The organism is Peribacillus sp. BM1 (genome assembly GCF_056679975.1).
In genome coordinates this window covers 456,314-481,458 of sequence record NZ_CM155259.1, presented here as the reverse complement: position 1 = coordinate 481,458, position 25,145 = coordinate 456,314, and the positions used below count along the sequence as shown (strand labels likewise).

Sequence of the window (25,145 nt, the reverse complement as noted above, 5' to 3'; positions counted from 1 at the left end):
ATATACTAAAAGTTAATCACATAAATTTCAAGCATGTGTTAAGGACAGAAAGGATTCGTTCGAACCCGATTGAAAAATTCGTTATAATATAGAATAACAGAAGGAGTGGTCATCATGTTTACAGTGAAAAATGAATTGAATTTCGATCAGCACGAAGAGTGTTTATTAATCGGTGTGTTCGAGAAGCCGGTTAAATTAGAAGGAATAGGACTTACAGCAGATCAACTGTTAGATGGTCAGTTAACGGAATTGGTAAAGGATGGAGAGATTTCGGCAAAGAAGAAATCCGTCTCTAAAATACATACATTAGGCAAGGTTGGCGTTAAACGCTTAATTTTCGTCGGACTAGGGAAAGAAAAGGAATTGACCTTTGAAGCATTGCGTGAGGCTTTTGGAAAAGCATTTAAAACGTTGAAGGATGCGAAAATGACAACAGCAGCAGCTGCGCTAGATACGTTTGTCACAGAGAAAGTCGATGTCCTAGATGTAGCTCATGCATTAAGTGAGGCATTCGAACTTGCGACTTATCAATTTGCAGGGTATAAACAAAAATCAAACTCCGTTGAAAAACAAATTGAGTCCTTTACCGTTTATAGTGAAGAGGATGGAGATGAGGTCTTATCTTCATTAAAAGTCGGGAAAGTATATGGAAGTGCAACGAATTCAGCACGTACGCTTGTGAATACGCCAGGAAATCTATTAACATCAACAGATCTTGCTGATTATGCGCGTGAGCTTGGGGAACAGTATGATTTTGAAGTGGAGATTCTTGAAAAAGAAGAGATGCTAAAGCTTGGAATGGGGGCTCTCCTTGCTGTAAACCAGGGATCTGTTGAACCGCCAAAGATGATTGTTCTAAAATATCAAGGCAAAGATGAGTGGAAAGATGTAATCGGTCTAGTAGGGAAAGGAATTACCTTTGATACAGGTGGTTATTCCCTGAAAACGAAAGCCGGTATCGTCGGCATGAAAACGGATATGGGCGGTGCAGCGGCTGTTCTTGGAGCGATGGAAATCATCGGTGAATTGAAGCCGGAGCAAAATGTTGTGGCAGTCATTCCATCCACCGATAATATGGTGAGTGGAAACGCCTTTAAACCGGACGATGTGATTACGTCCATGAGCGGTAAAACAATCGAAGTTCTGAATACAGACGCAGAAGGAAGGCTTGTATTAGCAGATGCACTAACATATGCCTTACAGCAAGGCGCTGATTACCTTGTTGATATCGCTACATTAACAGGTGGGGTGATCACAGCACTTGGTATGGATATGACTGGAGCTATGACGAATAATGAAGCATTCTTTGAGGAAGTACTATTAGCCTCTTATGAAACAGGAGAACCAATGTGGCGCCTTCCCATTACGGAAAAAGACAAAGAACGCGTACGAAACAGTAAGATTGCTGATTTGAACAATTCACCGGGTGCTGCAGGACATGCGATAATGGGTGGAGCATTCATCGGCGAGTTTGCTGAAAATAAGCCTTGGGTACATCTTGATATTGCTGGAACATCTGTAACCAATTCAGCGTATGACCTAGGCACTGCTGGAGCAACAGGTGTTATGGCAAGAACGTTGGCTACACTTGTAGAACGATTTGGTGAAGAAGACTGAAGAAAACCGGAAGCCTTTGCTTCCGGTTTTTTACTCCATGCTAGCAAAACGGCTTAAATGCTTGTATACTCCGCTGATATAATAAAAAATAGGCTCATATATGTATAAATCTTAGTGTTCAAAATGAAAAAAGACGGATTCAATTGTACTTTATATGAATCCGTCTTTTTTTAGAAACCTCCTCATGTTCTATTCGTTATGTTAAACAATATTGTTGTTAAAAAGATTTTTGGCTCATTCATGTGAAACTGTGGTTTCACACGCCTTGCTATTAAAAATTCAACCATTTCAAGCTAACGATAATATGACAGCAGTTATCATTGGCTTTTGGGTGGAAATCGAAACGGATTCCATCAGGGCTATAGGTCGTTTCTGGCATTGTTTTTACGCCGGTTTTTCGGATCATATCTGTGACAGTAGCCGTTTTTGATTGCTGCGCTCTGCCATAAGCCGCTCTGAAAATGGACGAGACATGGCGAAAGAGTTTACAACCTTCTGTGCATCAAGTAGTAAGGACTGTGAATTTTTTGCAGATTGAATGAGCAAGTCCGGATTAACAGAAGGAAACTGGCGAAATATATCATGATGATGGGAATGTCGATAGGCATCAGAAAACTCATCATGATTTTCTGTCAAAAAACCCTCTCCTTTCAAGATCTTCTTTTCCTAACATATGAAGTAAATACAAATGGTATACTGCTACAAGTAAAATTTTAAAAAATAAATGATTTGAACAAAAAAAGGAAAAATTTAAAAATAAGAGCATCATTATTTGTATTTTAAATGTGATAGGTTTATGATATTATTAATACCTAGTTACAAAAAGTAAGGAATTTAAAAATCCTAATAGGTCAGGTGATCGATATGATTATTACGCCACAAATTAAAGAAATATTAATAGATAAAATGCAAATGATCAAAAATCCAGGTAAAAGAGAAATATGTCTTGTAGGACCGGTTAATCTTCCTGTAGAGCAAGGTGACTTTTCAGCTGTATTCCAGTGGTACACATGGATTGAGCTTGATGATAAGTTTCAAACGAAAGAAGATGTACTTGAATCGTTAGCAACGGCTAATTTAGCTTCCTCTCAACAATCTTCTGTGTTGGTTTATGGGGATTTCAAAGAGTCTGAACATGCGTTAGTTAGAATGCATAGCATCTGCCATACCGGCGATATTTTCGGAAGTCAAAGATGTGATTGTGGATATCAGCTTCATCAATCGATGAAAATGATAACAGAACATGGTAGTGGCGCTCTCTTTTATTTAGCTGATCATGAAGGGCGAGGCATCGGTCTGTTCTCGAAATCACTTGCTTACATCTTGCAGCAAGAAGGTTTAGATACAGTAGAAGCGAACCATGCGTTAGGATTTGAAGATGATACGCGTTCTTATGAAGGGGCCATACAAGTGCTAGAAGAACTGAGAGATAAACCAGTCGTCCTCATCACAAATAATCCGAAAAAGCTACAAGCATTGCGAGAGCATGGTTTGGCTGCGGCTGAACATATCCCATTATGGGGCGGCTTGACAGAAACAAACAGCTTTTATTTAGATACAAAAATAAAAAAATCAGGACATATTCCACAAGAGAATACGTTTGCTATATAGGAGCGCTGATAAAGTGAAAACAGATCAAGAATATATGCAGTTGGCGCTTGATTTAGCAGCCACGGCCAAAGGAAAGACGAATCCGAACCCAGTTGTCGGGGCGGTTATTGTGAAAGATGGCGTGGTCGTCGGCACTGGAATTCATCGAAAAGCAGGAGAACCCCATGCTGAAGTCCATGCTTTTAAGATGGCTGGGGACTATGCATGCGGAGCAACTCTTTATGTAACACTTGAGCCTTGTTCACATTTCGGAAAAACACCACCTTGTGCCAATTTGGTTAAAGAGTCTAGAGTAAGCCGCGTGGTCGTAGCTACTCAAGATCCGAATCCATCTGTGGCAGGAAGAGGGATTGGATTACTGAGAGATGCAGGAATAGAAGTTGAAGTAGGCGTTCTCGAGAAAGAGGCCTTGCTGCTAAATGAACGGTTTATTCACAATATGAAAACACAACGACCTTTCGTCATCTCTAAAACGGCTATGACGCTAGATGGCAAGCTCGCCACTCACACCGGCCATTCGCAATGGATTACTGGAGAAGAAGCACGCCGTTCCGTTCATCAATTACGAAATGAAGTCGATTCGATTTTGGTTGGGATAGGTACCGTATTAGCAGATAATCCTTCGCTTACAACTCGCTTGCCTGAAGGAGGCAAGAGTCCAATCCGCATCATTGTGGATAGCCAATTGCGTACGCCATTAGAAGCAAAAGTGACAGATTGCAAAGAGGCAAAGACGTGGATTGTCACGTCAGAGGGAACAGATGCTGAGAAAAGAGCGGCCTTAATCAAGAAGGGTGTTGAGCTCATCGATGTGCCGTTAACTGACATGGGATTGAACCTGGAGTATTTATTAAACGAACTTTATCGTCGAGGTGTTACCGATGTCTTAGTTGAAGGTGGCGGAGAGGTCAATGCCTCTTTTTTACGAGCAGGTTTGATTGATAAATATATCGTGTATGTAGCGCCGAAGGTTCTTGCTGGCAAACATTCACTCACTCCTTTTTCGGGCGTCGATGCTGAAACGATGGATGAAGCGATAGACCTATCCTTCCACCACATTGATAAAATCGGTGATGATTTATGCATCACGGCTTATCCTACATTCAAGCAATAAAAGAAAAGGGGATGTAGCCGCAAAAACGAGTTTACTGACCGTTTTTTGCCGATTCTCAGACAGATGATTATATGAGGAGGGAAAGAGTTGAGATTTGGCTTCGATATCGATGATACTTTAATCAATTTACGAGAGCATGCCTTTCATTTATATAACAAAAAGTTGAACAAAGATGTGGAATTAGCGGCTTTTAAAGCTTTGAACACATTGGAAATTCATGAACCGTTTGGACTAACCGCAGAAGAAGGCACAGCGATGTGGAATAGCTTAGCAGAAGAAATCTACTATACAACCTGTCCAGCTTTTGATGGAGCGGTTGAAACGTTGCAACAGCTTACCAAGGACGGTCATGAGGTCTTCTATATTACGGCACGGAATGCTGAACATTGCGAACGGACCAAAGACTGGCTTATCCAAAATCAATTCCCAGTTCAAGAAGGTCATTTCTTTTGCGGAATGAAGGACGGAGAAAAGATCCGAATTATAGAGGATCTACAATTGGATTATTATTTTGATGATAAACCAGCTGTGCTAGAAACGTTATTGGATGTCCCGACAAAAGTATATGCGATTGACAACAGCTATAATCGGGAATTGAAGATCCCAAGGCTAACAAGCTGGTTTGAACTAAAAGAGATTATTGCTAAATAAGGAACCTGACCTGAACAGATTTTGAACTGTTTAGGCCAGGTTTTTTTGACGATTTCTGATTAGGGAGGCTCGAGATGCTGGTGATTCGGAATTAACACAATATGTGCAAAAGTCGAATTGTGTTTGTGGAAGAAAAGGAGCGCTCGCTCTATTTTCCGATCCGCACAAAGGAAGTTTGGAATCGGAATTCTCATTACAGACAAGTAATGAATGTGAGTAAAAGATCATTTCAAATGCCCTAAAACTGTTAAAGCGTGTAAAATAAGGAGAAATAGAATAATTACCTATCAATTTTAAAAGGAGGCTAAAGTCTATATGGAATTTAATATTGAGAAGTCGTTGTTGAAGTCATTGGGGATTGAAATAACAGAGTTGAGTAAAGGGAAAGTCATTGCGACGATGCCGGTTGATGAAAGGACGTGGCAGCCAGTTGGATTGCTTCATGGAGGCGCTTCCGTGGCACTTGCTGAAACCGCTGCGAGTATTGGCGGCTATGAGCTTGTGGACAAATCAAAAGAAGCTGTTGTTGGGCTTGAAATCAACGCCAATCATATAAAAGGAAAACGCTCAGGGATAGTAACAGCTGAAGCAAATATTCTACATAGAGGAAAAACGACCATGGTTTGGGACATTAAAATTCGTGATGAAGAAGAACAGCTTATTTCCGTTTCCCGCTGCACACTGGCAGTTATTTCTCTTAATCAGAAAAGCTAAGACTTATATGACCTTAGCAAAAAGAAGGAGCGCAAACTGCGTTCCTTTTAGCTTTCCAACGCATCATCTGTTTCCGCAAGTTCAGGCAAATAGACGAGTATTGGCTTTATGGTCAATCGTGGCTGACGCTGACTTTGATACGCATGAAGGAAAGAATTTTTTTATAATTCTTTCTTTCCCCCAATCAACGAGACAAGCTGATGCGTATGATGCTGTATAACGACTGTAGCACTATCTACTCCAGAATTCTCAACTTATTTTGAAATCTTGCCTTTCGAGCGAATAAGAAGAAACGCGAACAAAGAGAGGTTGGGAAGCGATAAAAGGTTTAGGGCTTTGCGTAGAAACATGCGCATAGAAAAGCTCTCTAGCTAATATATTTTCGTATAGAATATAATTGCTATTTTATCCCGGTTTAACAGGATGTAATACCCCCGCTTCAATTTTTGTGGCAGAAACAAGAAAAATAGGTAGGGGATAGACAGTCTGTAAACCCCCGATTGGTGAGATACAGTGAAACTTACCTTTGTGGTTTTCAAAGGTTTAGTTGAACCAATCGGATTCGTACTGTCGATTGATCGAAGCGAAAGCGAAGGTCTTAGCGACAGTAGAACGGGACTAACCATCAGTGGGGGATGAAAAAGCCCTTTCTGATGGAAGTTTCACTTTATCCCGGTTTAACAGGCTGTAATACCTCGGCTTCAATTTTTGTGACAGAAACGAGAAAAAATAGGTAGGGGATGGATGAACAAGCAGTGAGGTATGATCTAACAAAATAGGAAGAGGAATTGTTCAGAGAGATGTAGAACATTGTTATTGAAAGAAAAAAACGTAATTTGTTTAAATATTCTGTTATAATATTACAATAAGATTTTAGAAAAGGGGGATGGAAGACATGGAACAGAACATGCAACAATACTTATTCATTGATTTTGAGTTTACTATGCCAGAGGGGAAGGGGAAGCCTGCTGGTTTTTATCCGGAAATTATTGAGGTTGGCTTTGTTTCCGTAATAAATGATGGATTGGGTGATCAATTTTCTTCGTTTGTTGTTCCGGATAAGTTTTCGCAGTTAACAGAACGCTGTAAAAGATTTCTTCATATTTCGCAAGGTCAGGTGAATCAAGGCATTAACTTTGTTGAGCTTGTTGCATTATTAGAAAGTTATGATCAAAAATGTCCAACAAAGATTGTCACATGGGGAAATATGGATATGAAGGTATTGCGTAATAATTGTCAAAGAGCGGGAGTCGAGTTTCCTTTTACCGGGGAGCAAATTGACTTATCAATGGAGTACAAACGCTTTTTTGGTGATCAAAATCAAACGGGTTTGTGGAAAGCGGTACAGGCTTATGGAAAAGAAGGAACAGGAAGGCACCACCGTGCACTTGATGATGCGATGACAACGTATAATATTTTTAAATTAGTAGAAAAAGATAAAAGCTATATGAAGAATCACCAGCCTACAACGATTGGAGATCGGATTGATTTGTCTAAAGTTTTAAATAAACTTGTATTATAAAAGCCAAATCATGAGAATTGATTTGGCTTTTAGGCATTTATTTAAAATAGTCTTTCTCCAGTTCTTCGATATGTTGCAGACTTCTTTGATTCCATTCGTCTTGGGTCTCAGACAGCTTCTGTTTCATCGAATCAACGGATTGGTGCAGTGATTCTTTATAATCGGGAATTTCATTCGTGTACGCTCTAACCATATTCTTAGGTACATTCATCTGTTCACGGAAAGCAAGTGCTCGGCGCTGATGAAACAGGGCGACATCCACTTGTTTTGGGTTGTGTAAATCACCTTGCATAGGATGCTTGGCGCAAGCAAGAACACGGACAAGATATGCATTTGGCCTCTCTTCAGTAATTTCTCCAATATATTTCCCTGTGCGATAAATCGCAGACACTTTGTCCCCAACTGCAAATTGCTCTTCGCTCATTTCAATTCCCCTTTTCTTACTCATTCTCTCTTTATCATACAAAATTCAGAGAAGGCTTTCAAATAATGGGGAAGGAAGATCTTAAGTAAGAATCTTGGTGTGTAACAACAGATCATAATTGAATAAATGGACAGGTTGTAGATTGAATCCTTTCAAGGAGTATAAAAATGTCGGATTTAGTCGGAATCCATCATTGCCGGCAAGTCGCTTGCACTTTACTAATGAATTCGTGTAAAGTGTACAATTGAGGGCACATAATAATAGATTCATGATTATGGGCGGATTTTTTATAGGAAAGAAGGGATTTTAGATGACGAACTATCCACAATTAACATCTGAAGTATTAGAAAATGAAAAAGCGGCCATTATGGAAACAAACCAAGGAAATATCAAAATTAAATTTTTCCCTGAATTAGCACCAAAAACAGTTGAGAATTTCTTAACACATGCAAAGAATGGTTATTATGACGGAATTGCTTTCCACCGTGTCATTAAAGATTTCATGATCCAAGGTGGAGACCCACAAGGAACTGGTATGGGTGGAGAAAGTATTTGGGGTGCTCCATTTGAAGATGAGTTCTCTATGCAACTTTTCAACCTTCGCGGTGCATTATCGATGGCGAATGCTGGACCAGGCACGAACGGAAGTCAATTCTTTATCGTTCAAGCACAACATGTTGACAGCAGAATGGGCGAACAAATGAAACAAGCAGGCTACCCAGAAGAAATCATCGAAGCATATATGGCGACTGGTGGTACTCCATGGCTTGACCAAAAGCATTCTGTTTTTGGACAAGTTGTCGAAGGCATGGATGTAGTTGATGCCATTGCTAATGCAAAAACGACATACGGTGACAAACCAGCTGAAGACATCGTGATTCAATCGATTAAATTAGTGTAAATCTTATGGAGCGGGAGGCATTTGTCTCTCGTTTCTTTTTTTGATAACCACTTTTTATAGCCTCATGAAAAAAAACCAAGTAAACTTTTAAAAATAGAAAAGGAGCATAGCCATGTTTCCTCTAGAAAGTTATATTCGAAGAGTTGAGTTAAAAAGAGATGCCGTTCCTTCATTTGATATTTATCCGTTCTGTTTACCGGCCGTTCGTCCGTTGACTGATGTCGAGCTTCATCCTAATGTCACATTTTTCGTCGGGGAAAATGGCATGGGGAAGTCAACTTTATTGGAGGCGATTGCTGTTGCTTTCGGTTTTAATGCAGAAGGTGGCACGATTAATTTTAATTTTTCTACGAAAGAGTCTCATTCTAATTTGTACGAATATGTAAGACTGGTGAAAGGAACGAGAAAGCCGAAAGACGGATTTTTTCTCCGTTCTGAAACGTTCTATAATGTCGCATCCACGATTGAAGAATTGGATATAGGTGGCTTCGGACCGAGAATTATCGACTCTTTTGGCGGGAAGTCACTTCATGAACAATCCCATGGGGAATCATTTTTCGCTGCATTTACGAATCGATTTAGCGGACAAGGAATCTATATACTAGATGAGCCTGAAGCTGCCTTATCTCCGCTCCGACAGCTATCTCTACTATCAAGAATGCAGGAGCTCGTTCAATTGGATTCACAGTTTATTATTGCCACCCATTCACCCATTATCATGGCCTACCCCCAAGCAAAGATTATCAAAATGACAGAAGAAGGACTGAGAGAAACAAAGCTTGAAGACACCGATCATTATGTGATCATGAAGCAGTTTTTTGAAGATAGAGAACGTTTACTTTATCATTTGTTAAAATAACTTAGTAGATTTATGCTACATATTGGTTTGACGCATATTATGCGATTTAAAGTTCTAACTGAAGCCTTCTTACAAATCGATTCAATTTAAGTCGCGAAATGGAAAGGTAGTTGTTATAATTAAGATACAAGAATTGGTATTTTAGAAAGGATGTAATCAATGAGCGTTCTTTTACCTACTGTACTTGGCTTGTTTCTTTATTTTCCAGAAGATAAGTCAGAATATTTTCCTGCTGTCATTTCGTTCACCATATTCATGATTGCTTGTGCTTTTACGATGAGGTGGATTATCAAAAAGTCACAAAAAGAAGCGCTAAAAACGAAGGAATTAGAAGAAGAAGTAACGCGTAGGAATCAACATTTAAAGAAAAACTCGATGCATTAAAGCGGGATAAATAATCAAAGGATCTCCTAAAAAGGGCCTGACCTCAGTAGTTAAGAGATCTGACTCTTTTTTATAGGACATCCTTTTTTACTTATGCTTCTTCAGAAACGACAGTGAAGCGTTCGTTTACATGTTTAGGATTTTCAAGTTCATCAAGTACAGCTACAGCATAGTCTTCGTAGCTTACATAGCTATTTCCTTTTGAGTTTACGAGAAGGTGATCTTTGCCGGCTTGATATGTTCCTGTTCTTTTGCCAACTGCAAATAATGCGGAAGGACTGAGGAATGTCCAAGTAATCGAATCCGTACCTTGCAGGATTTCAAGATTCTTCCCTTGATTCGAAGCAGTAGGCTTAAACATATCTGGGAAGTCAGGCGTATCAATGACACGGACTTTTTTATCTGGATCAACAAACAGGCTACCTGCTCCGCCGACTACGAATAATTTTGTATTTGGTGCTCCTTTTAAAACTTCAATTAGAACGTTTCCAGCATCAACATGTAAATGCTCTTCTCCAAATGGTGCACCAAAAGCATTAACTACAACGTCAAAACCTTTAACATCATCAGTCGTTAAATCGAAAGCATTTTTTTCTAAAATAGCTACTCCCTCTACTTGAAGCTTTGCAGCGTCGCGAACGATGGCTGTTACTTCATGATTTCGCTCTAAAGCTTCCTTTGCAATACGGCTTCCTGCTTTTCCAGTTGCTCCAATTATTCCTATTTTCATAATTATGATTCCTCCTAGTAATTGTCTATTTGTAACTGATTTTGTTACAACTTGGTGGTGAAAAAGAGGTTGACTCTAAATCAAAGGGCCATCCTCGTTCTGATATCTTGTAACGATTTGCTTGCCAGTTCCTTTTCCATTGCAGTCTGCGCTGTATGAAACGTATCTTCCAAAGCAGATTGGATGTTTTTACCGACAGGGCATTGTGGATTTGGATTTTCATGCATCGAAAATAAATCTTCTTTTTGTTGAACGGCGAGATAAATGTCTAAAAGCGAAATCTCTACTGGATCTCGGGTCAAGACAGCCCCTGGCGTTCCAACTTGTGATTGAAGAAGCCCTGCTTTTTTTAGCATTCCTGTAATTCTGCGAATGACAACTGGATTGGTGTTCACACTGCCGGCGATATATTCCGAAGTAACTTTTTCACGCGGACCAGATGCAATAAGGGAAAGAATATGAATGGCAACAGCAAAGCGACTGTTAATCATCGTATTCACCACCTATGTAACCATTATAGTTACATGTAGTTTGATTGTCAAATGAAGTAGCTGGTATTGCTCTACACATAACTTACCCATTTTTTTGGCCTAAATACTTATTTGAATACTTAAAAAATTTTACAAATATTTCTGACTAATCACTATGCTGCATATATTTTGCTTACTATTTTTAAAGGGAAGAAACTTCCGTTAGTGAAGCGCAATACTTAGGAAATACTACAAGAAGGAAATCCATTTGGTCTAACCAAGAAAGGATGGAGTATATGCCTTCAAAAGAACAATTAAACCAATTGAAACAGCAATTACAGCAGACAAAACAGGAGCTAGAAGAAAGATTAAGTGATAATGGAAATTTCGGGTTGCTTAGAAGCTTTGCTCATGATTCAACAGGAGAATTATCGAGTATTGATAACCATCCAGGTGATGAAGGCACAGAATTATATGAGCGAGAAAAAGACATCGCGCTCTATGAACACGAACGTCAGCATGTAGATGAAATTAATCACGCGATCCATGCGATGGAAGCAGGAACGTATGGGAAATGTGAAGTGTGTCAAGCTGAGATTCCACTTGATCGATTGCAAGCGATTCCGACAACAACATTTTGTAAGGAGCATTCACCTTCCCAGAATACTTCCCATAATCGCCCTGTTGAGGAAGAAGTATTAACCCCTCCATTTGGGAAATTCGATAATGATGACCAGAATGAATCGGTGATTTATGATGCGGAAGATACTTGGCAGGACGTAGCCAGTTTTGGGACTTCAGAATCGCCATCTGACTTCGCCTATCCTCCCGATGATTATGAGGATATGTATGTTGAGTCAGAAGAAAATATCGGCTATGTGGAAGATTATGAGAACTTTGTCGGCGTTGATATGGACGGCAAGAATATTACGGTGTACCCGAACTCGCAACACGAAAAATATGAGGCTGCTTTAGATGAGGAAGGGATTATGACTACATTCGGTGACTTGCCGCAGTATGAACATGACCCTTATGTAGAAGAAGACTGATTTTTGATAAGCGTAAAAGCCATTATGCTTTTGCGCTTAATTCCTTTAAAGTGATAGAACATTACTGCGCGTAAATCTCGATTCTAGCACGATAAGGTTTCAATCTGGCGCGCAAATTTTGATTCTGGCTCGCAAAGAGGTCCATCCGGCACGCAAATCTTAATATTGGCACGTAAAGTGTTCCATTCGCAGCAGAGTCTTAATTTATGGTCACTTTATAGTCAGAAAATTTTTCGGGTTCCCGCGATTTACATATATCTGTTGTAAATAGAGGTAACTAGTCTAAAACGATTCGTAAAAAAGGGGATGTAATCATCCAAAGTATTCAGATGCAAGTTTTTTAGTATACCTTCTTCACTTTAGGAAAAAATAGATGGGATAAACGGAATGGGCGGGAGGTAGGTAGTATGTTGAAAACGAGAATGAGTGTGATGATCATGATGCTTTTGCTAGCCGGTTGTGCAACGGAAAGTCCCAAGAAAATTGATGTAACGATGCGAAATGTAGATGGAGACTCACTTGGGAAAATTACTGTTCAGGAGAAGTCTAAAGGTGTTACGCTAGATATTGATTTAAAGGGACTGGAGCCTGGTGTGCATGCCATTCATATCCATAACAAAGGTTCATGTAAGGCACCTGATTTTATTTCAGCTGGTGATCATTTTAACCCAGATAAAAAAGAACATGGTTTGCTTCATCCGAAAGGAGCACATGCGGGAGATTTACCAAATTTAATTGTCAAAGATGATGGAAAGACGAAAGTGAAATTGGATGCTCCAAATGCAACGCTTAAAGATGGAAAAAATTCACTTCTGACTAAAGACAAAACATCCATCGTCATTCATGCATCAGCGGACGACGGCATGAGTCAGCCGGCGGGGAATGCTGGAGATCGAATTGCTTGTGGTGTAATAAAAAAATGATATCTGTAGCATGAATATATAGAAAAAGCCAGCTACTCTATAGGGCACTGACTGTCATTTTTGAGACAGTCAGTGCCGTAGAGAACCCTGGCTTTTTCTTTTGCAATGTGGTTCATGGCTGATTCACTTGGATGAATCGCTTTAAATGAGTAAAAATACGCTTATGATAGTAGAAGAAAAGGTAAAATAATCTATTTATGCGTCAAAGAGCAGCTACAACTGTACTAGTTGGCAACTGCTCTTTTTCTAATACGGTTCATGATAGCGCTTGGCCAGAGTATGCCGAATCAAAGTAACCACTAATATAATCATGAATATCTAAGATTTGGAGCTTGATTTTCAAGCCCTTTTCATTTGCGTAGATTATTTTCAAAGATAACAACTTGAAACAAAAGCCTTATCTATTTAAGTTAATGCTCGTTTCAATCTTTCTAGTCCTTCAAGAAGGACTGAACGTGGACATCCAATGTTCATTCTCACAAAACCTTCTCCACCTTGACCATATTTCGGACCAGGTTCAAGAGCAAGTTTTCCTTTTTTTAGTAAAGTATCTTGCAGTTTTTCATCTGTCCAGCCAAGGCCGCGACAATCAATCCAAATTAAGAAAGAAGCATCAGGATGCATAACGGTAAGGATAGGTAGTTCTTTTGCGATGAAAGACTCGGCAACTTGAATGTTTTCCTCAATATAAGGAAGTAATTCATTTAACCATGGTCCGCCATATTGATAGGCTGCTTCCATTGCGGTTAATCCAAGCAGATTTACCCCATGAAAGGCATTTTTAATTTGAATTTTTTCAATTTGTTTCTTGTGCTCGGGATTGCTGGCAAGGAGAAGCGAAGCCTGCAGCCCGGCAATATTAAATGTTTTACTTGGAGCCATTAAGGTAATGGTGCGATTTGCTACACTCTCACTTAGAGAAGCGATGGGAATGTGCTTGCTATGTGACAGTGCTAAGTCAGCATGAATTTCATCACTGACGATTAGGACGTCATATTGATCGCAAAGTTCGCCGATTTTTATTAGTTCGTCTTTTGACCAAACTCGACCGCCTGGATTATGTGGGCTACAAAGCAGGAATAGCTTGACTCCGGATTTTAATTTTTCTTCGAAGTCGTTAAAATCAATTTCAAATCTTGCGTTTTCGAATAATAAAGGACTATTGACAACCTTACGATCAAGATGTTCTATCATATCAAAAAAAGGTTTGTAAACAGGGCTTTGAATTAATATTTGATCACCAGGATTTGTGAAAGCACTAATGGCGGTTCCAATTCCAGAAACAACACCGGCGCTATATCCAATCCATTCACACTCAATTTGCCAATCATGGCGATTTTTCAACCAATTCTGGATTGCGCTGTCTATCGCGTGTGAAGGAAATGTGTACCCGAACACAGGATGGTTAATTCGAGAATATAATGCCTCTTGAATTTCTTTAGGACTAGGAAAATCCATATCGGCTACCCACATTGGTAGCGCGTCGCTCGTCCCGTAAACGGATGCTAATGCATCCCATTTTTCTGAACTTGTATTTCGTCTATCAATCACTTCATCGAAAATTGAATGCTTCATCAAATCCACCTCTAAATTTTAAATTATCCCGGTTTAACAGGCTGTACTATTCCACATAAATGATTTGAGACAAGAAAAAGAGTGATTGGAAGTGGAAAACAGTCTGTAAAACCCCGATTGGTGAGATACAGTGAAACTTACCTTTGTGATCTTCAAAGGTTTAGTTGAGGCCCACAGGATGTGGGTCACACAGACGTTGCCGCAGGAAGCGGCGTACTTAGTCTGTGATTCATTGAATCGGGTTCGTAGTATCGCTTTATCTACACGGTAGCGGAGATATTAGCGATAGTAGAAAGGGACTGACCATCAGTGGGGAACTGCACCCACTGATGGAAGTTTCACTTTATGATACTATAATAACATGTACAGACTATTTTGAAGTAGGTGATAATTGGATGAACACACAACAAGTGAATATGGCAATGGCAGAAGTGTTACGAAATTGGGACCCATTTCAGCAAGGCGAAGATTTTTACGAACCTGAAATTGCGGATGTGCTTCTGGCAATGCGCGATATCGAGAGTAGCTCTGAGCTTGCTGGTAAAATACAAGAGATTTATGAATTTTCATTTGAACAACAGCTTACTTTTAACGATTGCTTGAAAATAGCTGAACAGCTACGTAGCATTAAAGGGAATGAAAGCTGTACGCTATAATGCAAGAGGGTGTCCCATTACAAGGTATAGACCCTGCAACCATTATACAGTTCCGGTACCACTATGAACTGTGTATAGAGTGCGAGGCCGATCCATGGGACATCCTCTTGTAGTATTATGTGCTTAAAAATTCGTGAATGTAGTTATACACTTCTTCTGGTTTTTCTTCCGGTATTAGGTGACCTGCTTCTTTAAGAACGATAAGCTTTGCATGAGGCAGATCAGTCTGTAACCTTTTTCCGATTGAGAGAGGAACAACCTGGTCATGTTCACCCCAAATTAGCAAACAATCCGTGTTAATCGCTTGTAGGTCATCTTTAGATAAATCTCCCTCAAAATGCCGCGCCATTCGCCCGAGCGCTTGGAACATTCCTTTTTGTAAAAAAGGCTCTAAATAGCCGTTTCTCATTTCATCATCAATCATCTTTTTATCATATACGACATTGTGTAGATTTTTCTCAATCCCCGACTTTCCAAGATACCAGCGTATAAGAAGTGGAAAAAAAGGAAGATAAGTCGCTTTCCTTATTGAGGGTCTCATCGGTGCTAAGTAGCTAGAACCTGACAGTAACACAACTTTTTCGACAAGATCAGGTCTACGCTTACAAATTTGCAAGCAAAGTTGGCCGCCCATAGAATGACCAATCAAGATCACCCTTTTCAGTTTTCTCATCTCCAAAAAATTGATAATCGAACAGGCGACATTTTGATAAGAATACGTATAGGAAGAAGACTTTTCACTTTTTCCAAAGGGAGGATAATCAATAGCTAGTACATTGTAGTCTTCTTGGAAAAAAGGAGTGAGTTTTCGGAAGCTGAAAGATGAGGATAAGAAACCATGCAGTAGCACAAGTGTTACTGCATCCGCATCTCTATTTATAGATTCACAATACAGATCAATCCCATACTTTTTCTTTTCAGTTATTTCTCTCAAGGAGCTCATCTCTCTTTGTTAAATTTGTGGAAATTTGTCTATAATTATGCTTAAGTGTGTGTTGTTTATCCCGCATTAACGGGCAGTACTCCCACCTTAAGACTTAGAGGAATCGAAGAAGTATAGGTGGAGGAACTGCCCGTAAAAGCCTGATTGGTGAGATACAGTGAAACTTACCTTTGTGATCTTCAAAGGTTTAGTTGAACCAATCGGGTTCGTAGTATCGCTTTATCTACGCAGTAGCGGAGATATTAGCGATAGTAGAACGGGACTAATCATCAGTGGGGAACTGCACCCACTGATGAAAATTTCACTGTATCCCGCATTAACGGAAAGGCAAATTCACTTTATATAACAAATTCTACCCTAATTTGCTATAATAATTAAAGAATTCTGCTATAACAGAATCTTTATCCCACACTTAACGGAAAGTCAATACTTCCACCTCAAGCTTTTGAGGAACAAAGTAGATAGGTGGGGGACAACTGTTCGTAAAGTTCCGATTGGTGAGATACAGTGAAACGTACCTTTGTGGTTTTCAAAGGTATAGTTGAGGCCCACAGGAAGTGGGCCACATAGACGAAGACATGAGGACGCGGCTTACTTAGTTTGTAATTCATTGTATCGGGTTCGTACTGTCGATTGATCGAAGCGTTTGCTGCGATCTTAGCGACAGTAGAACGGGACTAACCATCAGTGGGGAACTACACCCATTGATGAAAGTTTCACTTTATCTTTATACATAGTTCTCGAATGAGACTAAAGGAGGCTGTACTTATGCATTTAACGGAAAAAGAACTGGAAATACTGCAAATCATTGAACAAAACAGCCGTATTGACTTTAATGACTTAGCGAAAATGGTTGACGCGGATGAATCAGAAATTGCAAATACTGTACAAAAGCTTGAAGATATGAATGTCATCGTTTGTTATGCGTCAATCATCAATTGGGCGAAGGTAGACGCTTATCATGGAGTAACGGCCATGATTGATGTAAAGGTAACACCAAAACGAGGTGTTGGCTTTAATGAAGTCGCCCAAAGAATTTACCGTTTTAATGAAGTAGAATCGGTTTATCTAATGTCTGGCGCATATGATTTGTCCGTTGTTGTGACAGGACAATCGATGAATGAAGTGGCTCAGTTTGTATCGGAAAAACTATCTACTTTGGATTCAGTTATTTCCACGACCACTCATTTCATTTTGAAAAAATATAAACACGATGGAACGATTTTTGAGCCAATTAATGAGGAAGACAAAAGAATCGTGGTGTCACCATGATCCAGACAAGCTTTGTATCGAAAACAATCGCTGATCTTAAACCGTCGGGAATTCGTCGTTTTTTTGACTTGGCTGTGAATATGGAAGGTGTTGTTTCGCTTGGTGTTGGCGAACCAGATTTTGTGACGTCATGGAATGTAAGGGAAGCTGCAATCTTATCGTTGGAAGAAGGTCGTACATCTTATACAGCAAATGCTGGATTAATAGAACTACGACAAGAAATCGCTTCATATATGAAAAACAGATTTGCTGTCTCGTATCAACCAGATTCACAAATTATTGTGACGGTCGGGGGGAGTCAGGCCATTGATATTGCGCTTAGAGCAATTTTAAATCCTGGCGAAGAAGTATTGGTTGTTGAGCCATGCTTTGTTGCCTACAGCCCACTTGTGACGTTGGCGGGTGGTGTTGCTAAAACGATCCAAACAGTGAAGGGAAATGAGTTTAAGCTTACAGCTGCTGAGCTTGAAGAAGCCATTACACCAAATACGAAAGCGATTATCATGTGTTCGCCTAATAATCCGACAGGAACCCAACTTAGGAAAGAAGAATTAATCGAAATTGCAAAAATCGTTCAAAAGCATAACTTAGTGGTCATTTCAGATGAAATTTATGCTGAGCTTGCTTATGATGATGACTTCACGTCAGTAGCAGCTATAGATGGCATGATGGAGCGAACGATTTTAATTAATGGTTTTTCCAAAGGGTTTGCTATGACAGGTTGGCGTCTTGGATTTGTTTGTGCGCCAAAGGACATTACCGAGGCGATGCTAAAGATCCATCAATACACAATGATGTGCGCATCGACAGTGGCTCAATATGCAGCTTTGGAAGCACTGCGTAGCGGAATGAATGATGTAGAGAAGATGAGGAAAAGTTATCGTCAGCGTCGAAATTATATTGTGAAATCGTTCAATGAAATGGGACTAGATTGTCATATTCCAGGCGGTGCATTTTACGCATTTCCATCCATTGAGAGAACTGGATTGTCTTCACAAGAATTTGCTGAGAAGCTTTTATTTGAAGAAAAAGTTGCTGTAGTTCCAGGGAATGTGTTTGGTGAGAGTGGAGAAGGACATATCCGATGTTCCTATGCCTCTTCTTTAGAGCAACTTCAAGAAGCAATCAAGCGGATGAGTCGGTTTGTTGAAAAATATAAGTAAAAAGATAGGATCTCCCATAAGTAAAAGGGCAGACTTGCAAAGTCTATCAACTGTTTTATGAGGTGTAAGTAACCTGAAAAACGTTGATGGAATGCAAGTTTGCCCTTTTTTGGAGACCTTTTTCTTTTTTTAAAAGACTCTTTTGGTTGATTGGAGCGGAAGTGCGAGACTCCTGCGGGGGAAGCAGGACAAGGTGAGACCCCACAGGCGTTTACGCTGAGGAGGCTTACCACCCGCCCCGCAAAAAGCGAGCAACTGGAGCGAAAATCAACCAATCCGCCCTGTTTGGTAAATAGCAACAAAGTATGCGAAAACAGCCTTTTTAAATAATACCAAGCGAACTTAGTAGAACAAGGATAATTCCGATTGGTGCGATGTACCGAATGATAAAATACCAAATCTTAAATACTTTAGATGAAAGGGTAGAACCAAGCTCTAGTTCATTTTGGACATGTATTCGTTTCATTTGATAGCCGATAAATAGTGAAATGAACAGTGCCCCTACTGGAAGGGCGATATTACTTACAAGGTAATCTGCCGTATCGAATATTGATTTGCCAAATATCGTAATATCAGAGAGCACACCGAAGGAAAGCGCGCTTGGGATACCTAAGATAAATACAAAAATACCAGCTAGCCAAGAAGACTTTTTCCGTTTCGTTGGGTCATTTTTTGACAACGCTGCGACAATGATTTCAAGGATTGAGAAAGCTGAAGTAAAGGTCGCGAACGCAAGCAGGATGAAGAATATGAGCATGAAAAAGCTACTAAAGGCCATTTCATTAAATACAGCAGGTAGGACTACAAAGACGAGTCCAGGTCCGCTCGCAGGATCAAATCCGAGTGCAAAGACAGCTGGGAAAATGACCAGTCCAGCGAGAAGACAGATGAAAATATTCAAACCAACAACGGATAATGCTGATTTTGTTATATCTTCCTGCTTCCCTAAATAAGAGGCATACGTTACCATGACAGAAATCCCGACACTAAGTAGGAAGAAGGCTTGACCTAACGCCATTAAAACCGTTTGTCCTGTTAAAATAGAGAAATCAGGCTTTAAGAGAAATTCAACACCAGCGTAGGCTCCTTTAAGTGTCAATGAACGAATCAGCAGCACAAGAAAAAGAATAAAAAGTGCAGGCATCATAATTTTATTTGCCTTTTCAATGCCATTTTGTATGCCGCCTTTTACTACAACAATCGTTAATATCATGAAGACAAGTTGGGCTAGTACTGTTTCATAAGGGTTGCTAATGATCGTTTCGAACAACTGTCCGTATTCATCTTGAGATAATCCTGAAAGGGAACCCGTTATGCTTCGAATAATATAAGAAAGTATCCAGCCGCCAACAACACTATAAAATGAAAGCAGGATAAAAGAAGCGACCACTCCACCATATCCAACGAGAACCCATGGTTTACCCGGAGCGATAGATTTATAAGCAGATACTGCATCTTTTTGGGCATGTCGGCCGATAATAAATTCGGCGATTAAGATAGGTGCTCCAATTAATAAAGTGAATAGAATGAAGAGCAAGAAGAACATGCCGCCTCCATTTGTTCCAGTCATATAAGGGAACTTCCAAATAGCTCCCAATCCAATTGCAGAACCAGCAGCTGCAAGGATAAAACCAATCTTAGATGTCCATTGTTCTGGTTTTGCCATAGATGTGTAACTCCTTTTTGCTTTTATTATCGTCAAAATACGTAAAACTAACGATTAATTTTATTATCGTACTATTTTATTGTCGAAATGTGTAGACTTTTTTTAAAAGATAGTCTATTTCCAACAATTCCCCTTCGATAATGTGTTTAAAGGTAGTACGAAAGAGGCAACTTTTAAATAAAGTGATGGGAATCTTGACTCTCCGTTAATGCGGGATAAAAAGGGTTCGTTTTTTGAAAATGGAAGGTTGTTCCCTTTGATTATTTTCGAAATCTATGATAGAATTTCTTATTGCATGTAAAGAGAAAAAATTTACTTAAAAATAGGAGTGTTACAATGTCTACAAATTACGAAATTGGAGCAGTTGTTGCTGGTAAAGTTACTGGTATTCAACCTTATGGTGCTTTTGTTGCTTTAGATGAATCTACACAAGGTTTAGTTCATATCTCTGAAATTACTCATGGATATGTTAAAGATATCAATGACCATTTAAAGGTTGGCGATGAGGTTCAAGTGAAAGTTCTTTCAATTGACGAAGCTAAAGGGAAAATCGGTCTTTCCATCCGTGCTACTGAAGAGGCTCCTGAACGTACAGAAGCTCCTGCTAATAAAGCCCCTAAAAAGCGTCAAGCAGCTGTTAAAACTTCAACTAACACTGATTCTTCTGAAGGCTTCAACACATTGAAAGATAAACTTCAAGAGTGGATTGAACAATCTAAACGCGAAGATTTAATCAAGAAATAATGACTTAGTAAGCTGGTGGTCCAATTGGATCAACCGGCTTTTACTTTTTTTAGGGAGCAGATTTAGCTTTTGTAGTGATTACAAGTGCGAATTATTGTAGCCTCCTTAACTTTATAAAGTTCTAATCGTATTTTTTGTAATTGTCGGAGTTCTTGTAGATAATAAGAGTATAAAAAGGAGGGGATTGAGTGGAGAACTTTGTATATAAAAATCCAACTAAGCTTATCTTCGGAAAAGATCAACTTGGTCAGTTACAACAGGAAATTCCGTCATTTGGTAAAAGGGTACTCGTTGTTTATGGTGGGGGCAGCATTAAAAAGAATGGATTATATGAACAGGTGATGGAGACTTTAAATGAAATCGACGTCAAAACGTTTGAGCTAGCTGGTGTGGAACCGAATCCACGTATTTCGACAGTTCGTAAAGGCGTAGAGATTTGTAGGGAACATAAGATTGACTTTATCCTTGCTGTTGGCGGTGGCAGTGTGATTGATTGTACGAAGGCAATCGCAGCTGGTGCGAAGTATGATGGGGATGCATGGGATTTAGTGACGAAAAAATCACCAGTACAAGCAGCGCTTCCTTTTGGAACCGTTCTAACTCTTGCTGCGACTGGTTCTGAAATGAATGCTGGATCAGTTATCACCAATTGGGAAACGAAAGAGAAATATGGCTGGGGAAGCCCTATGACGTATCCGCAATTCTCAATTCTTGATCCAGAGAATACTTTCACAGTACCGAAAGATCAGACTGTCTATGGAATCGTTGACATGATGTCACATGTGTTTGAACAATATTTTCATCCAGCCGCTCATGCACCGTTGCAGGATCGCTTTTGTGAATCACTGCTAATCACCGTAATGGAAACAGCGCCGAAGCTATTGGAGGATTTAGAGAATTACGAGCATCGGGCAACGATTTTATACAGTGGCACAATTGCCTTAAATGGATCTTTAGGAGTTGGATACAGAGGGGACTGGGCATCTCATAATATTGAGCACAGTGTCTCAGCTGTTTACGACATTCCACATGCAGGCGGACTAGCAATTCTGTTTCCAAACTGGATGAAGCATGTTCTACATGTTGATGTCAGCCGTTTTAAACAACTTGCTGTCCGAGTGTTCAACGTGGATCCAGAAGGCAAGACAGACGAAGAAACCGCTCTTTTGGGCATTGATAAGCTTCGTGAATTCTGGTCAAGCCTTGGTGCACCAACGAGACTTGCGGATTATGACATAGATGATTCTGAAATTGAAACTATGGTAGACAAAGCGATGGTATATGGAGAGTTTGGTAAGTTCAAATCATTAAATCGTGATGATGTATTAGCGATTTTGACGGCATCTCTGTAAGTGCTTCTTACTTGAACAAACATTCTGAAGACCCGTTCAAGCATGGTTGATTTTTTAGGATTTGTTCATTTGTAAAAACATTCAGATAAATTTTTGGTTTGATTACGCTTTCATTAAGGTTGAAGTCTTGATTATCAGGGAAGCTTTCGTTAAAGTGAAAGAGTAATCTAAATAGATGGAGGAACGATGATGACACATGTACGTTTTGATTATTCCAAAGCATTGTCTTTTTTTGGAGAACATGAAATTACATATTTACAAGATGCAGTAAAAGCGGCACACAATTCCTTGCACGAAAAAACAGGAGCGGGAAATGACTTTTTAGGTTGGATTGACCTTCCTGTTGACTATGACAAAGAGGAATTTGCCCGTATTCAAAAAGCAGCAAGTAAAATTAAATCTGATTCTGATGTGTTGCTTGTTATCGGAATTGGTGGTTCTTATCTGGGCGCACGTGCGGCAATTGAAATGTTGCAACATAGTTTCTATAACGCGTTATCTAAAGAACAACGTAAAACGCCGCAAATTATCTTTGTCGGCAATAATATCTCTTCTACTTACATGAAGGATGTTATGGAATTGCTTGAGGATAAAGATTTCTCAATCAATGTGATTTCAAAATCTGGTACGACGACAGAGCCTGCTCTTGCATTCCGTATTTTCCGTAAGCTATTGCTTGAAAAATATGGTGTCGAAGAAGGAACTTCACGGATCTTTGCAACAACTGATAAAGCGAAAGGTGCACTTAAAACCCTTTCAAATGAAAAAGGATATGAAACATTTGTCATTCCTGATGATGTTGGTGGACGTTATTCTGTATTGACGGCTGTTGGCTTATTGCCGATCGCGGTTAGCGGTGCTGACATTGAAGAAATGATGAAAGGTGCAGCTGCTGCACGCACGGATTTCAGCTCTCCTGAATTAACGGATAATGCTGCATATCAATATGCGGCAGTTCGTAATGTTCTGTATAACAAAGGCAAAACGATTGAAATGCTAATCAATTATGAGCCGGGTCTGCAATATTTCTCTGAGTGGTGGAAACAATTGTTTGGTGAAAGTGAAGGAAAAGACCAAAAAGGAATTTTCCCAGCTTCTGCAAACTTCTCAACAGATCTACATTCAATGGGGCAATACGTACAAGAAGGACGTCGTGACTTATTTGAAACGGTCATCAAAGTTGAAGAGGCACGCCATGAATTGACGATTGAAGCAGAAGATAATGATCTTGACGGCTTAAACTATCTTGCAGGAGAAACTGTTGATTTCGTAAATAATAAAGCATTTGAAGGCACATTGCTTGCTCATACAGACGGAAATGTTCCGAACTTAGTTGTGAACATCCCTAAAATGGATGCATACACATTCGGATACTTGGCCTATTTCTTTGAAAAAGCATGTGCGGTAAGCGGCTACCTATTAGGTGTCAATCCATTTGACCAACCAGGTGTAGAAGCATACAAAGTGAACATGTTCGCACTACTTGGCAAACCAGGCTTCGAAGAAAAGAAAGCGGAACTTGAAAAAAGACTTTAACAATAAGAAATGCAAAAAAGGCACAGTCGACCGACTGTGCCTTTTTGCAAAATATTTAGGGGGCAGACCCCATTTCCCAGAGTATTTCCCGGATTCGTATTGATCGTCCATTCAGCGCATGACTAGCAGAATATCTTCAGAAGATACTTTGGTTTCAAGAGGGGGAGGGAGTAGCTTCTTTTCTTTTCGAATGATTCCAACCAGGACTGTATGTTGTTCAAGCAGTAGGATCGTTAATTCTTTGTATGTTAGCTGTTCCCATTCATTTTTCAAAGCAATTGAGCCTAGTGATACATTCGAATCATCTAATAACTCAGCAACATCCATTTCCCCCACTAATTTTTTGAGCATATAATCGCTGGCAAAGCGATTCGTCTCGATTAACCCATCGGCCCCAGCTCGCCAAGCATTTTCACGTTGATCGACTGTTAAGATTTCCACTAAACAAAATAGATCTTTTTTCAAACCTTTGATGGCCAATAATGTCAAAATAGAAAACATGTCTGTTTGAAATTCATTTTGCCTTAAATCTGCAGTAATTAAAGCACGATCAGCATGACCGATATTCGCTCGAAGCAAAACGGTATCAGTTGTGGCCTTACCGTGTATGAAATGGATATTTGTCAATGGCAGAGGATGTTCTGTTAATGACTCATCGATTAAGACGATTTGTAAGCGTTGATTTCTTTCATGAAGTTCTTCAATAATTCCACGAGAGCGTTCGTTCCACCCGACAATGATCACATGACCTGTACCATTAAATTTCTTCTTCCCTTGGCGAGAGGTTTGCTCTGAAGTGGCAGCAATGGCGGAAACAGAAGCGAAATAAGAAGAGACAAGACCTGCTCCAGATAAGATGAGCAAGATCCCAATGGCCCGTCCAAAGTCGCTATTTGGCGCATAATCCCCATAGCCAACAGTAGCCATTGTCACGATTGCCCACCAAATTCCTTCATAAAGAGTAGGGAATGTTTTAGGTTCAGAGAAATGAATCAGCATTCCGAATGAAAAGAGAAAAATAGCAATTACACCAAGTAACCTGAAAAGACTTGGCCAACTTGAAAAACTTCTATCAAATTTCCTCAATCGAATCATTGAAGACACCACCTGTCCATACTGTATCTCTTATCAGTATGGACAATAGGATATGACTTTCATAACAAAGTCGTTAAGTTTTAGGCATGTGCAAAAATAAAAACCACAAAAAGCCCTCAGGTATTTCCAAACAATGAATAATTAGTTGTCATAAATCTCACTTGTCTATATTCG

The 25,145-nt window shown here is 39.7% G+C and carries 26 protein-coding genes; 17 read left to right on the top strand and 9 right to left on the bottom strand.

Annotation, left to right across the window (positions count from 1 at the left end; all coding sequences use genetic code 11):
- Positions 1-114 precede the first annotated feature (114 nt).
- Complete coding sequence (locus AC1MGI_RS02425) at positions 115-1,617, top strand: leucyl aminopeptidase (RefSeq protein ID WP_480348241.1); 1,503 nt, start codon at positions 115-117, stop codon at positions 1,615-1,617.
- Between the two features lie 271 nt (positions 1,618-1,888).
- Here the strand turns inward: AC1MGI_RS02425 and AC1MGI_RS02420 are convergent, their stop codons facing one another.
- Both AC1MGI_RS02420 and AC1MGI_RS02415 read right to left on the bottom strand, forming a co-directional pair.
- Complete coding sequence (locus AC1MGI_RS02420) at positions 1,889-2,023, bottom strand: YuzC family spore coat inner layer protein (RefSeq protein ID WP_480348238.1); 135 nt, start codon at positions 2,021-2,023, stop codon at positions 1,889-1,891.
- A complete protein-coding gene (locus AC1MGI_RS02415; RefSeq protein WP_480348236.1) occupies positions 2,020-2,253 on the bottom strand; it encodes a YuzC family spore coat inner layer protein in 234 nt (77 codons plus the stop codon). The genes AC1MGI_RS02420 and AC1MGI_RS02415 overlap by 4 nt, the downstream gene beginning before the upstream one ends.
- A 228-nt stretch (positions 2,254-2,481) precedes the next feature.
- On the opposite strand from AC1MGI_RS02415, the gene AC1MGI_RS02410 reads away from it, so the two are divergent.
- The 5 genes from AC1MGI_RS02410 to kapD all read left to right on the top strand — a co-directional run bounded on the left by AC1MGI_RS02410 (position 2,482) and on the right by kapD (position 7,229).
- Entirely contained in the window at positions 2,482-3,228 is a 747-nt protein-coding gene (locus AC1MGI_RS02410; RefSeq protein WP_480348234.1) for a GTP cyclohydrolase II, read from the top strand.
- Positions 3,229-3,241: 13 nt separating this feature from the next.
- Complete coding sequence (gene ribD / locus AC1MGI_RS02405; protein ID WP_480348232.1) at positions 3,242-4,342, top strand: bifunctional diaminohydroxyphosphoribosylaminopyrimidine deaminase/5-amino-6-(5-phosphoribosylamino)uracil reductase RibD; 1,101 nt, start codon at positions 3,242-3,244, stop codon at positions 4,340-4,342.
- 87 nt (positions 4,343-4,429) lie between these two features.
- The gene (locus AC1MGI_RS02400) at positions 4,430-4,993 is read left to right on the top strand and encodes a 5' nucleotidase, NT5C type (RefSeq protein ID WP_480348230.1); all 564 of its coding nucleotides are present in this window, start codon (positions 4,430-4,432) and stop codon (positions 4,991-4,993) included.
- 315 nt (positions 4,994-5,308) lie between these two features.
- On the top strand, positions 5,309-5,707 hold the full coding sequence (locus AC1MGI_RS02395) for a hotdog fold thioesterase (protein ID WP_062185908.1): 399 nt from the start codon (positions 5,309-5,311) through the stop codon (positions 5,705-5,707).
- An 895-nt stretch (positions 5,708-6,602) separates the two neighbouring features.
- Positions 6,603-7,229: a 3'-5' exonuclease KapD gene (gene kapD / locus AC1MGI_RS02390; RefSeq protein WP_480348227.1), complete on the top strand. Its 627-nt coding sequence runs from the start codon at positions 6,603-6,605 to the stop codon at positions 7,227-7,229.
- A 37-nt stretch (positions 7,230-7,266) separates the two neighbouring features.
- On the opposite strand, the gene kapB is transcribed toward kapD, so the two are convergent.
- The gene (gene kapB / locus AC1MGI_RS02385; RefSeq protein ID WP_480348225.1) at positions 7,267-7,653 is read right to left on the bottom strand and encodes a kinase-associated lipoprotein KapB; all 387 of its coding nucleotides are present in this window, start codon (positions 7,651-7,653) and stop codon (positions 7,267-7,269) included.
- A gap of 310 nt (positions 7,654-7,963) precedes the next feature.
- Here kapB and AC1MGI_RS02380 point away from each other — a divergent pair, with 310 nt between their 5' ends.
- From AC1MGI_RS02380 to AC1MGI_RS02370, 3 genes are all read left to right on the top strand, one after another.
- Complete coding sequence (locus AC1MGI_RS02380; protein WP_480348223.1) at positions 7,964-8,554, top strand: peptidylprolyl isomerase; 591 nt, start codon at positions 7,964-7,966, stop codon at positions 8,552-8,554.
- 112 nt (positions 8,555-8,666) lie between these two features.
- The gene (locus AC1MGI_RS02375; protein ID WP_480348221.1) at positions 8,667-9,413 is read left to right on the top strand and encodes an AAA family ATPase; all 747 of its coding nucleotides are present in this window, start codon (positions 8,667-8,669) and stop codon (positions 9,411-9,413) included.
- A gap of 159 nt (positions 9,414-9,572) precedes the next feature.
- Positions 9,573-9,797, top strand: coding sequence for a hypothetical protein (locus tag AC1MGI_RS02370; protein ID WP_480348220.1), 225 nt, complete (start codon positions 9,573-9,575; stop codon positions 9,795-9,797).
- A gap of 91 nt (positions 9,798-9,888) precedes the next feature.
- On the opposite strand, the gene AC1MGI_RS02365 is transcribed toward AC1MGI_RS02370, so the two are convergent.
- Positions 9,889-10,527, bottom strand: coding sequence for an NAD(P)-dependent oxidoreductase (locus tag AC1MGI_RS02365; RefSeq protein WP_480348219.1), 639 nt, complete (start codon positions 10,525-10,527; stop codon positions 9,889-9,891).
- Positions 10,528-10,607: 80 nt separating this feature from the next.
- Complete coding sequence (locus AC1MGI_RS02360; protein WP_480348216.1) at positions 10,608-11,018, bottom strand: Rrf2 family transcriptional regulator; 411 nt, start codon at positions 11,016-11,018, stop codon at positions 10,608-10,610.
- 275 nt (positions 11,019-11,293) lie between these two features.
- On the opposite strand from AC1MGI_RS02360, the gene AC1MGI_RS02355 reads away from it, so the two are divergent.
- Together AC1MGI_RS02355 and AC1MGI_RS02350 are read left to right on the top strand one after the other, a co-directional pair.
- Positions 11,294-12,046 (top strand): TraR/DksA C4-type zinc finger protein, encoded by a 753-nt coding sequence (locus AC1MGI_RS02355; protein WP_480348215.1) that lies wholly within the window; start codon positions 11,294-11,296, stop codon positions 12,044-12,046.
- Between the two features lie 407 nt (positions 12,047-12,453).
- Entirely contained in the window at positions 12,454-12,969 is a 516-nt protein-coding gene (locus AC1MGI_RS02350; RefSeq protein ID WP_480348213.1) for a superoxide dismutase family protein, read from the top strand.
- Positions 12,970-13,374: 405 nt separating this feature from the next.
- Here the strand turns inward: AC1MGI_RS02350 and AC1MGI_RS02345 are convergent, their stop codons facing one another.
- Complete coding sequence (locus AC1MGI_RS02345) at positions 13,375-14,544, bottom strand: MalY/PatB family protein (protein WP_480348211.1); 1,170 nt, start codon at positions 14,542-14,544, stop codon at positions 13,375-13,377.
- Between the two features lie 395 nt (positions 14,545-14,939).
- Here AC1MGI_RS02345 and AC1MGI_RS02340 point away from each other — a divergent pair, with 395 nt between their 5' ends.
- The gene (locus AC1MGI_RS02340) at positions 14,940-15,200 is read left to right on the top strand and encodes a DUF1871 family protein (protein ID WP_480348209.1); all 261 of its coding nucleotides are present in this window, start codon (positions 14,940-14,942) and stop codon (positions 15,198-15,200) included.
- Between the two features lie 115 nt (positions 15,201-15,315).
- Here the strand turns inward: AC1MGI_RS02340 and AC1MGI_RS02335 are convergent, their stop codons facing one another.
- A complete protein-coding gene (locus tag AC1MGI_RS02335) occupies positions 15,316-16,134 on the bottom strand; it encodes an alpha/beta fold hydrolase (protein ID WP_480348207.1) in 819 nt (272 codons plus the stop codon).
- 777 nt (positions 16,135-16,911) lie between these two features.
- On the opposite strand from AC1MGI_RS02335, the gene AC1MGI_RS02330 reads away from it, so the two are divergent.
- Positions 16,912-17,415 carry an Lrp/AsnC family transcriptional regulator gene (locus tag AC1MGI_RS02330; protein ID WP_480348205.1) on the top strand — a complete coding sequence of 168 codons (504 nt, stop codon included), beginning with the start codon at positions 16,912-16,914 and terminating at the stop codon, positions 17,413-17,415.
- The gene (locus AC1MGI_RS02325; RefSeq protein WP_480348203.1) at positions 17,412-18,578 is read left to right on the top strand and encodes an aminotransferase; all 1,167 of its coding nucleotides are present in this window, start codon (positions 17,412-17,414) and stop codon (positions 18,576-18,578) included. The genes AC1MGI_RS02330 and AC1MGI_RS02325 overlap by 4 nt, the downstream gene beginning before the upstream one ends.
- Positions 18,579-18,900: 322 nt before the next feature.
- Here AC1MGI_RS02325 and AC1MGI_RS02320 read toward each other — a convergent pair whose 3' ends face one another.
- Positions 18,901-20,244 (bottom strand): sodium-dependent transporter, encoded by a 1,344-nt coding sequence (locus AC1MGI_RS02320; protein ID WP_480348202.1) that lies wholly within the window; start codon positions 20,242-20,244, stop codon positions 18,901-18,903.
- A gap of 336 nt (positions 20,245-20,580) precedes the next feature.
- Between AC1MGI_RS02320 and yugI the strand changes: the two genes are divergently transcribed.
- From yugI to AC1MGI_RS02305, 3 genes are all read left to right on the top strand, one after another.
- Positions 20,581-20,988 carry a S1 domain-containing post-transcriptional regulator GSP13 gene (gene yugI, locus AC1MGI_RS02315; RefSeq protein ID WP_028393739.1) on the top strand — a complete coding sequence of 136 codons (408 nt, stop codon included), beginning with the start codon at positions 20,581-20,583 and terminating at the stop codon, positions 20,986-20,988.
- Between the two features lie 188 nt (positions 20,989-21,176).
- Positions 21,177-22,340, top strand: a complete 1,164-nt coding sequence (locus AC1MGI_RS02310) for an iron-containing alcohol dehydrogenase (RefSeq protein ID WP_480348199.1) — start codon at positions 21,177-21,179, stop codon at positions 22,338-22,340.
- Between the two features lie 186 nt (positions 22,341-22,526).
- Positions 22,527-23,876 (top strand): glucose-6-phosphate isomerase, encoded by a 1,350-nt coding sequence (locus AC1MGI_RS02305; RefSeq protein WP_403075376.1) that lies wholly within the window; start codon positions 22,527-22,529, stop codon positions 23,874-23,876.
- Between the two features lie 111 nt (positions 23,877-23,987).
- Here the strand turns inward: AC1MGI_RS02305 and AC1MGI_RS02300 are convergent, their stop codons facing one another.
- Positions 23,988-24,971, bottom strand: coding sequence for a potassium channel family protein (locus tag AC1MGI_RS02300; protein ID WP_480348197.1), 984 nt, complete (start codon positions 24,969-24,971; stop codon positions 23,988-23,990).
- Positions 24,972-25,145: the final 174 nt, after the last annotated feature.

Bases quoted from the DNA above. Each gene is read 5' to 3' on its own strand.
- AC1MGI_RS02425 (WP_480348241.1), top strand. From the start codon at position 115: ATGTTTACAGTGAAAAATGAATTGAATTTCGATCAGCACGAAGAGTGT.
- AC1MGI_RS02420 (WP_480348238.1), bottom strand. From the start codon at position 2,023: ATGATCCGAAAAACCGGCGTAAAAACAATGCCAGAAACGACCTATAGC.
- AC1MGI_RS02410 (WP_480348234.1), top strand. From the start codon at position 2,482: ATGATTATTACGCCACAAATTAAAGAAATATTAATAGATAAAATGCAA.
- AC1MGI_RS02395 (WP_062185908.1), top strand. From the start codon at position 5,309: ATGGAATTTAATATTGAGAAGTCGTTGTTGAAGTCATTGGGGATTGAA.
- kapD (WP_480348227.1), top strand. From the start codon at position 6,603: ATGGAACAGAACATGCAACAATACTTATTCATTGATTTTGAGTTTACT.
- kapB (WP_480348225.1), bottom strand. From the start codon at position 7,653: ATGAGCGAAGAGCAATTTGCAGTTGGGGACAAAGTGTCTGCGATTTAT.
- AC1MGI_RS02380 (WP_480348223.1), top strand. From the start codon at position 7,964: ATGACGAACTATCCACAATTAACATCTGAAGTATTAGAAAATGAAAAA.
- AC1MGI_RS02375 (WP_480348221.1), top strand. From the start codon at position 8,667: ATGTTTCCTCTAGAAAGTTATATTCGAAGAGTTGAGTTAAAAAGAGAT.
- AC1MGI_RS02370 (WP_480348220.1), top strand. From the start codon at position 9,573: ATGAGCGTTCTTTTACCTACTGTACTTGGCTTGTTTCTTTATTTTCCA.
- AC1MGI_RS02365 (WP_480348219.1), bottom strand. From the start codon at position 10,527: ATGAAAATAGGAATAATTGGAGCAACTGGAAAAGCAGGAAGCCGTATT.
- AC1MGI_RS02360 (WP_480348216.1), bottom strand. From the start codon at position 11,018: ATGATTAACAGTCGCTTTGCTGTTGCCATTCATATTCTTTCCCTTATT.
- AC1MGI_RS02355 (WP_480348215.1), top strand. From the start codon at position 11,294: ATGCCTTCAAAAGAACAATTAAACCAATTGAAACAGCAATTACAGCAG.
- AC1MGI_RS02350 (WP_480348213.1), top strand. From the start codon at position 12,454: ATGTTGAAAACGAGAATGAGTGTGATGATCATGATGCTTTTGCTAGCC.
- AC1MGI_RS02345 (WP_480348211.1), bottom strand. From the start codon at position 14,544: ATGAAGCATTCAATTTTCGATGAAGTGATTGATAGACGAAATACAAGT.
- AC1MGI_RS02340 (WP_480348209.1), top strand. From the start codon at position 14,940: ATGAACACACAACAAGTGAATATGGCAATGGCAGAAGTGTTACGAAAT.
- AC1MGI_RS02330 (WP_480348205.1), top strand. From the start codon at position 16,912: ATGCATTTAACGGAAAAAGAACTGGAAATACTGCAAATCATTGAACAA.
- AC1MGI_RS02325 (WP_480348203.1), top strand. From the start codon at position 17,412: ATGATCCAGACAAGCTTTGTATCGAAAACAATCGCTGATCTTAAACCG.
- AC1MGI_RS02320 (WP_480348202.1), bottom strand. From the start codon at position 20,244: ATGGCAAAACCAGAACAATGGACATCTAAGATTGGTTTTATCCTTGCA.
- yugI (WP_028393739.1), top strand. From the start codon at position 20,581: ATGTCTACAAATTACGAAATTGGAGCAGTTGTTGCTGGTAAAGTTACT.
- AC1MGI_RS02305 (WP_403075376.1), top strand. From the start codon at position 22,527: ATGATGACACATGTACGTTTTGATTATTCCAAAGCATTGTCTTTTTTT.
- AC1MGI_RS02300 (WP_480348197.1), bottom strand. From the start codon at position 24,971: ATGATTCGATTGAGGAAATTTGATAGAAGTTTTTCAAGTTGGCCAAGT.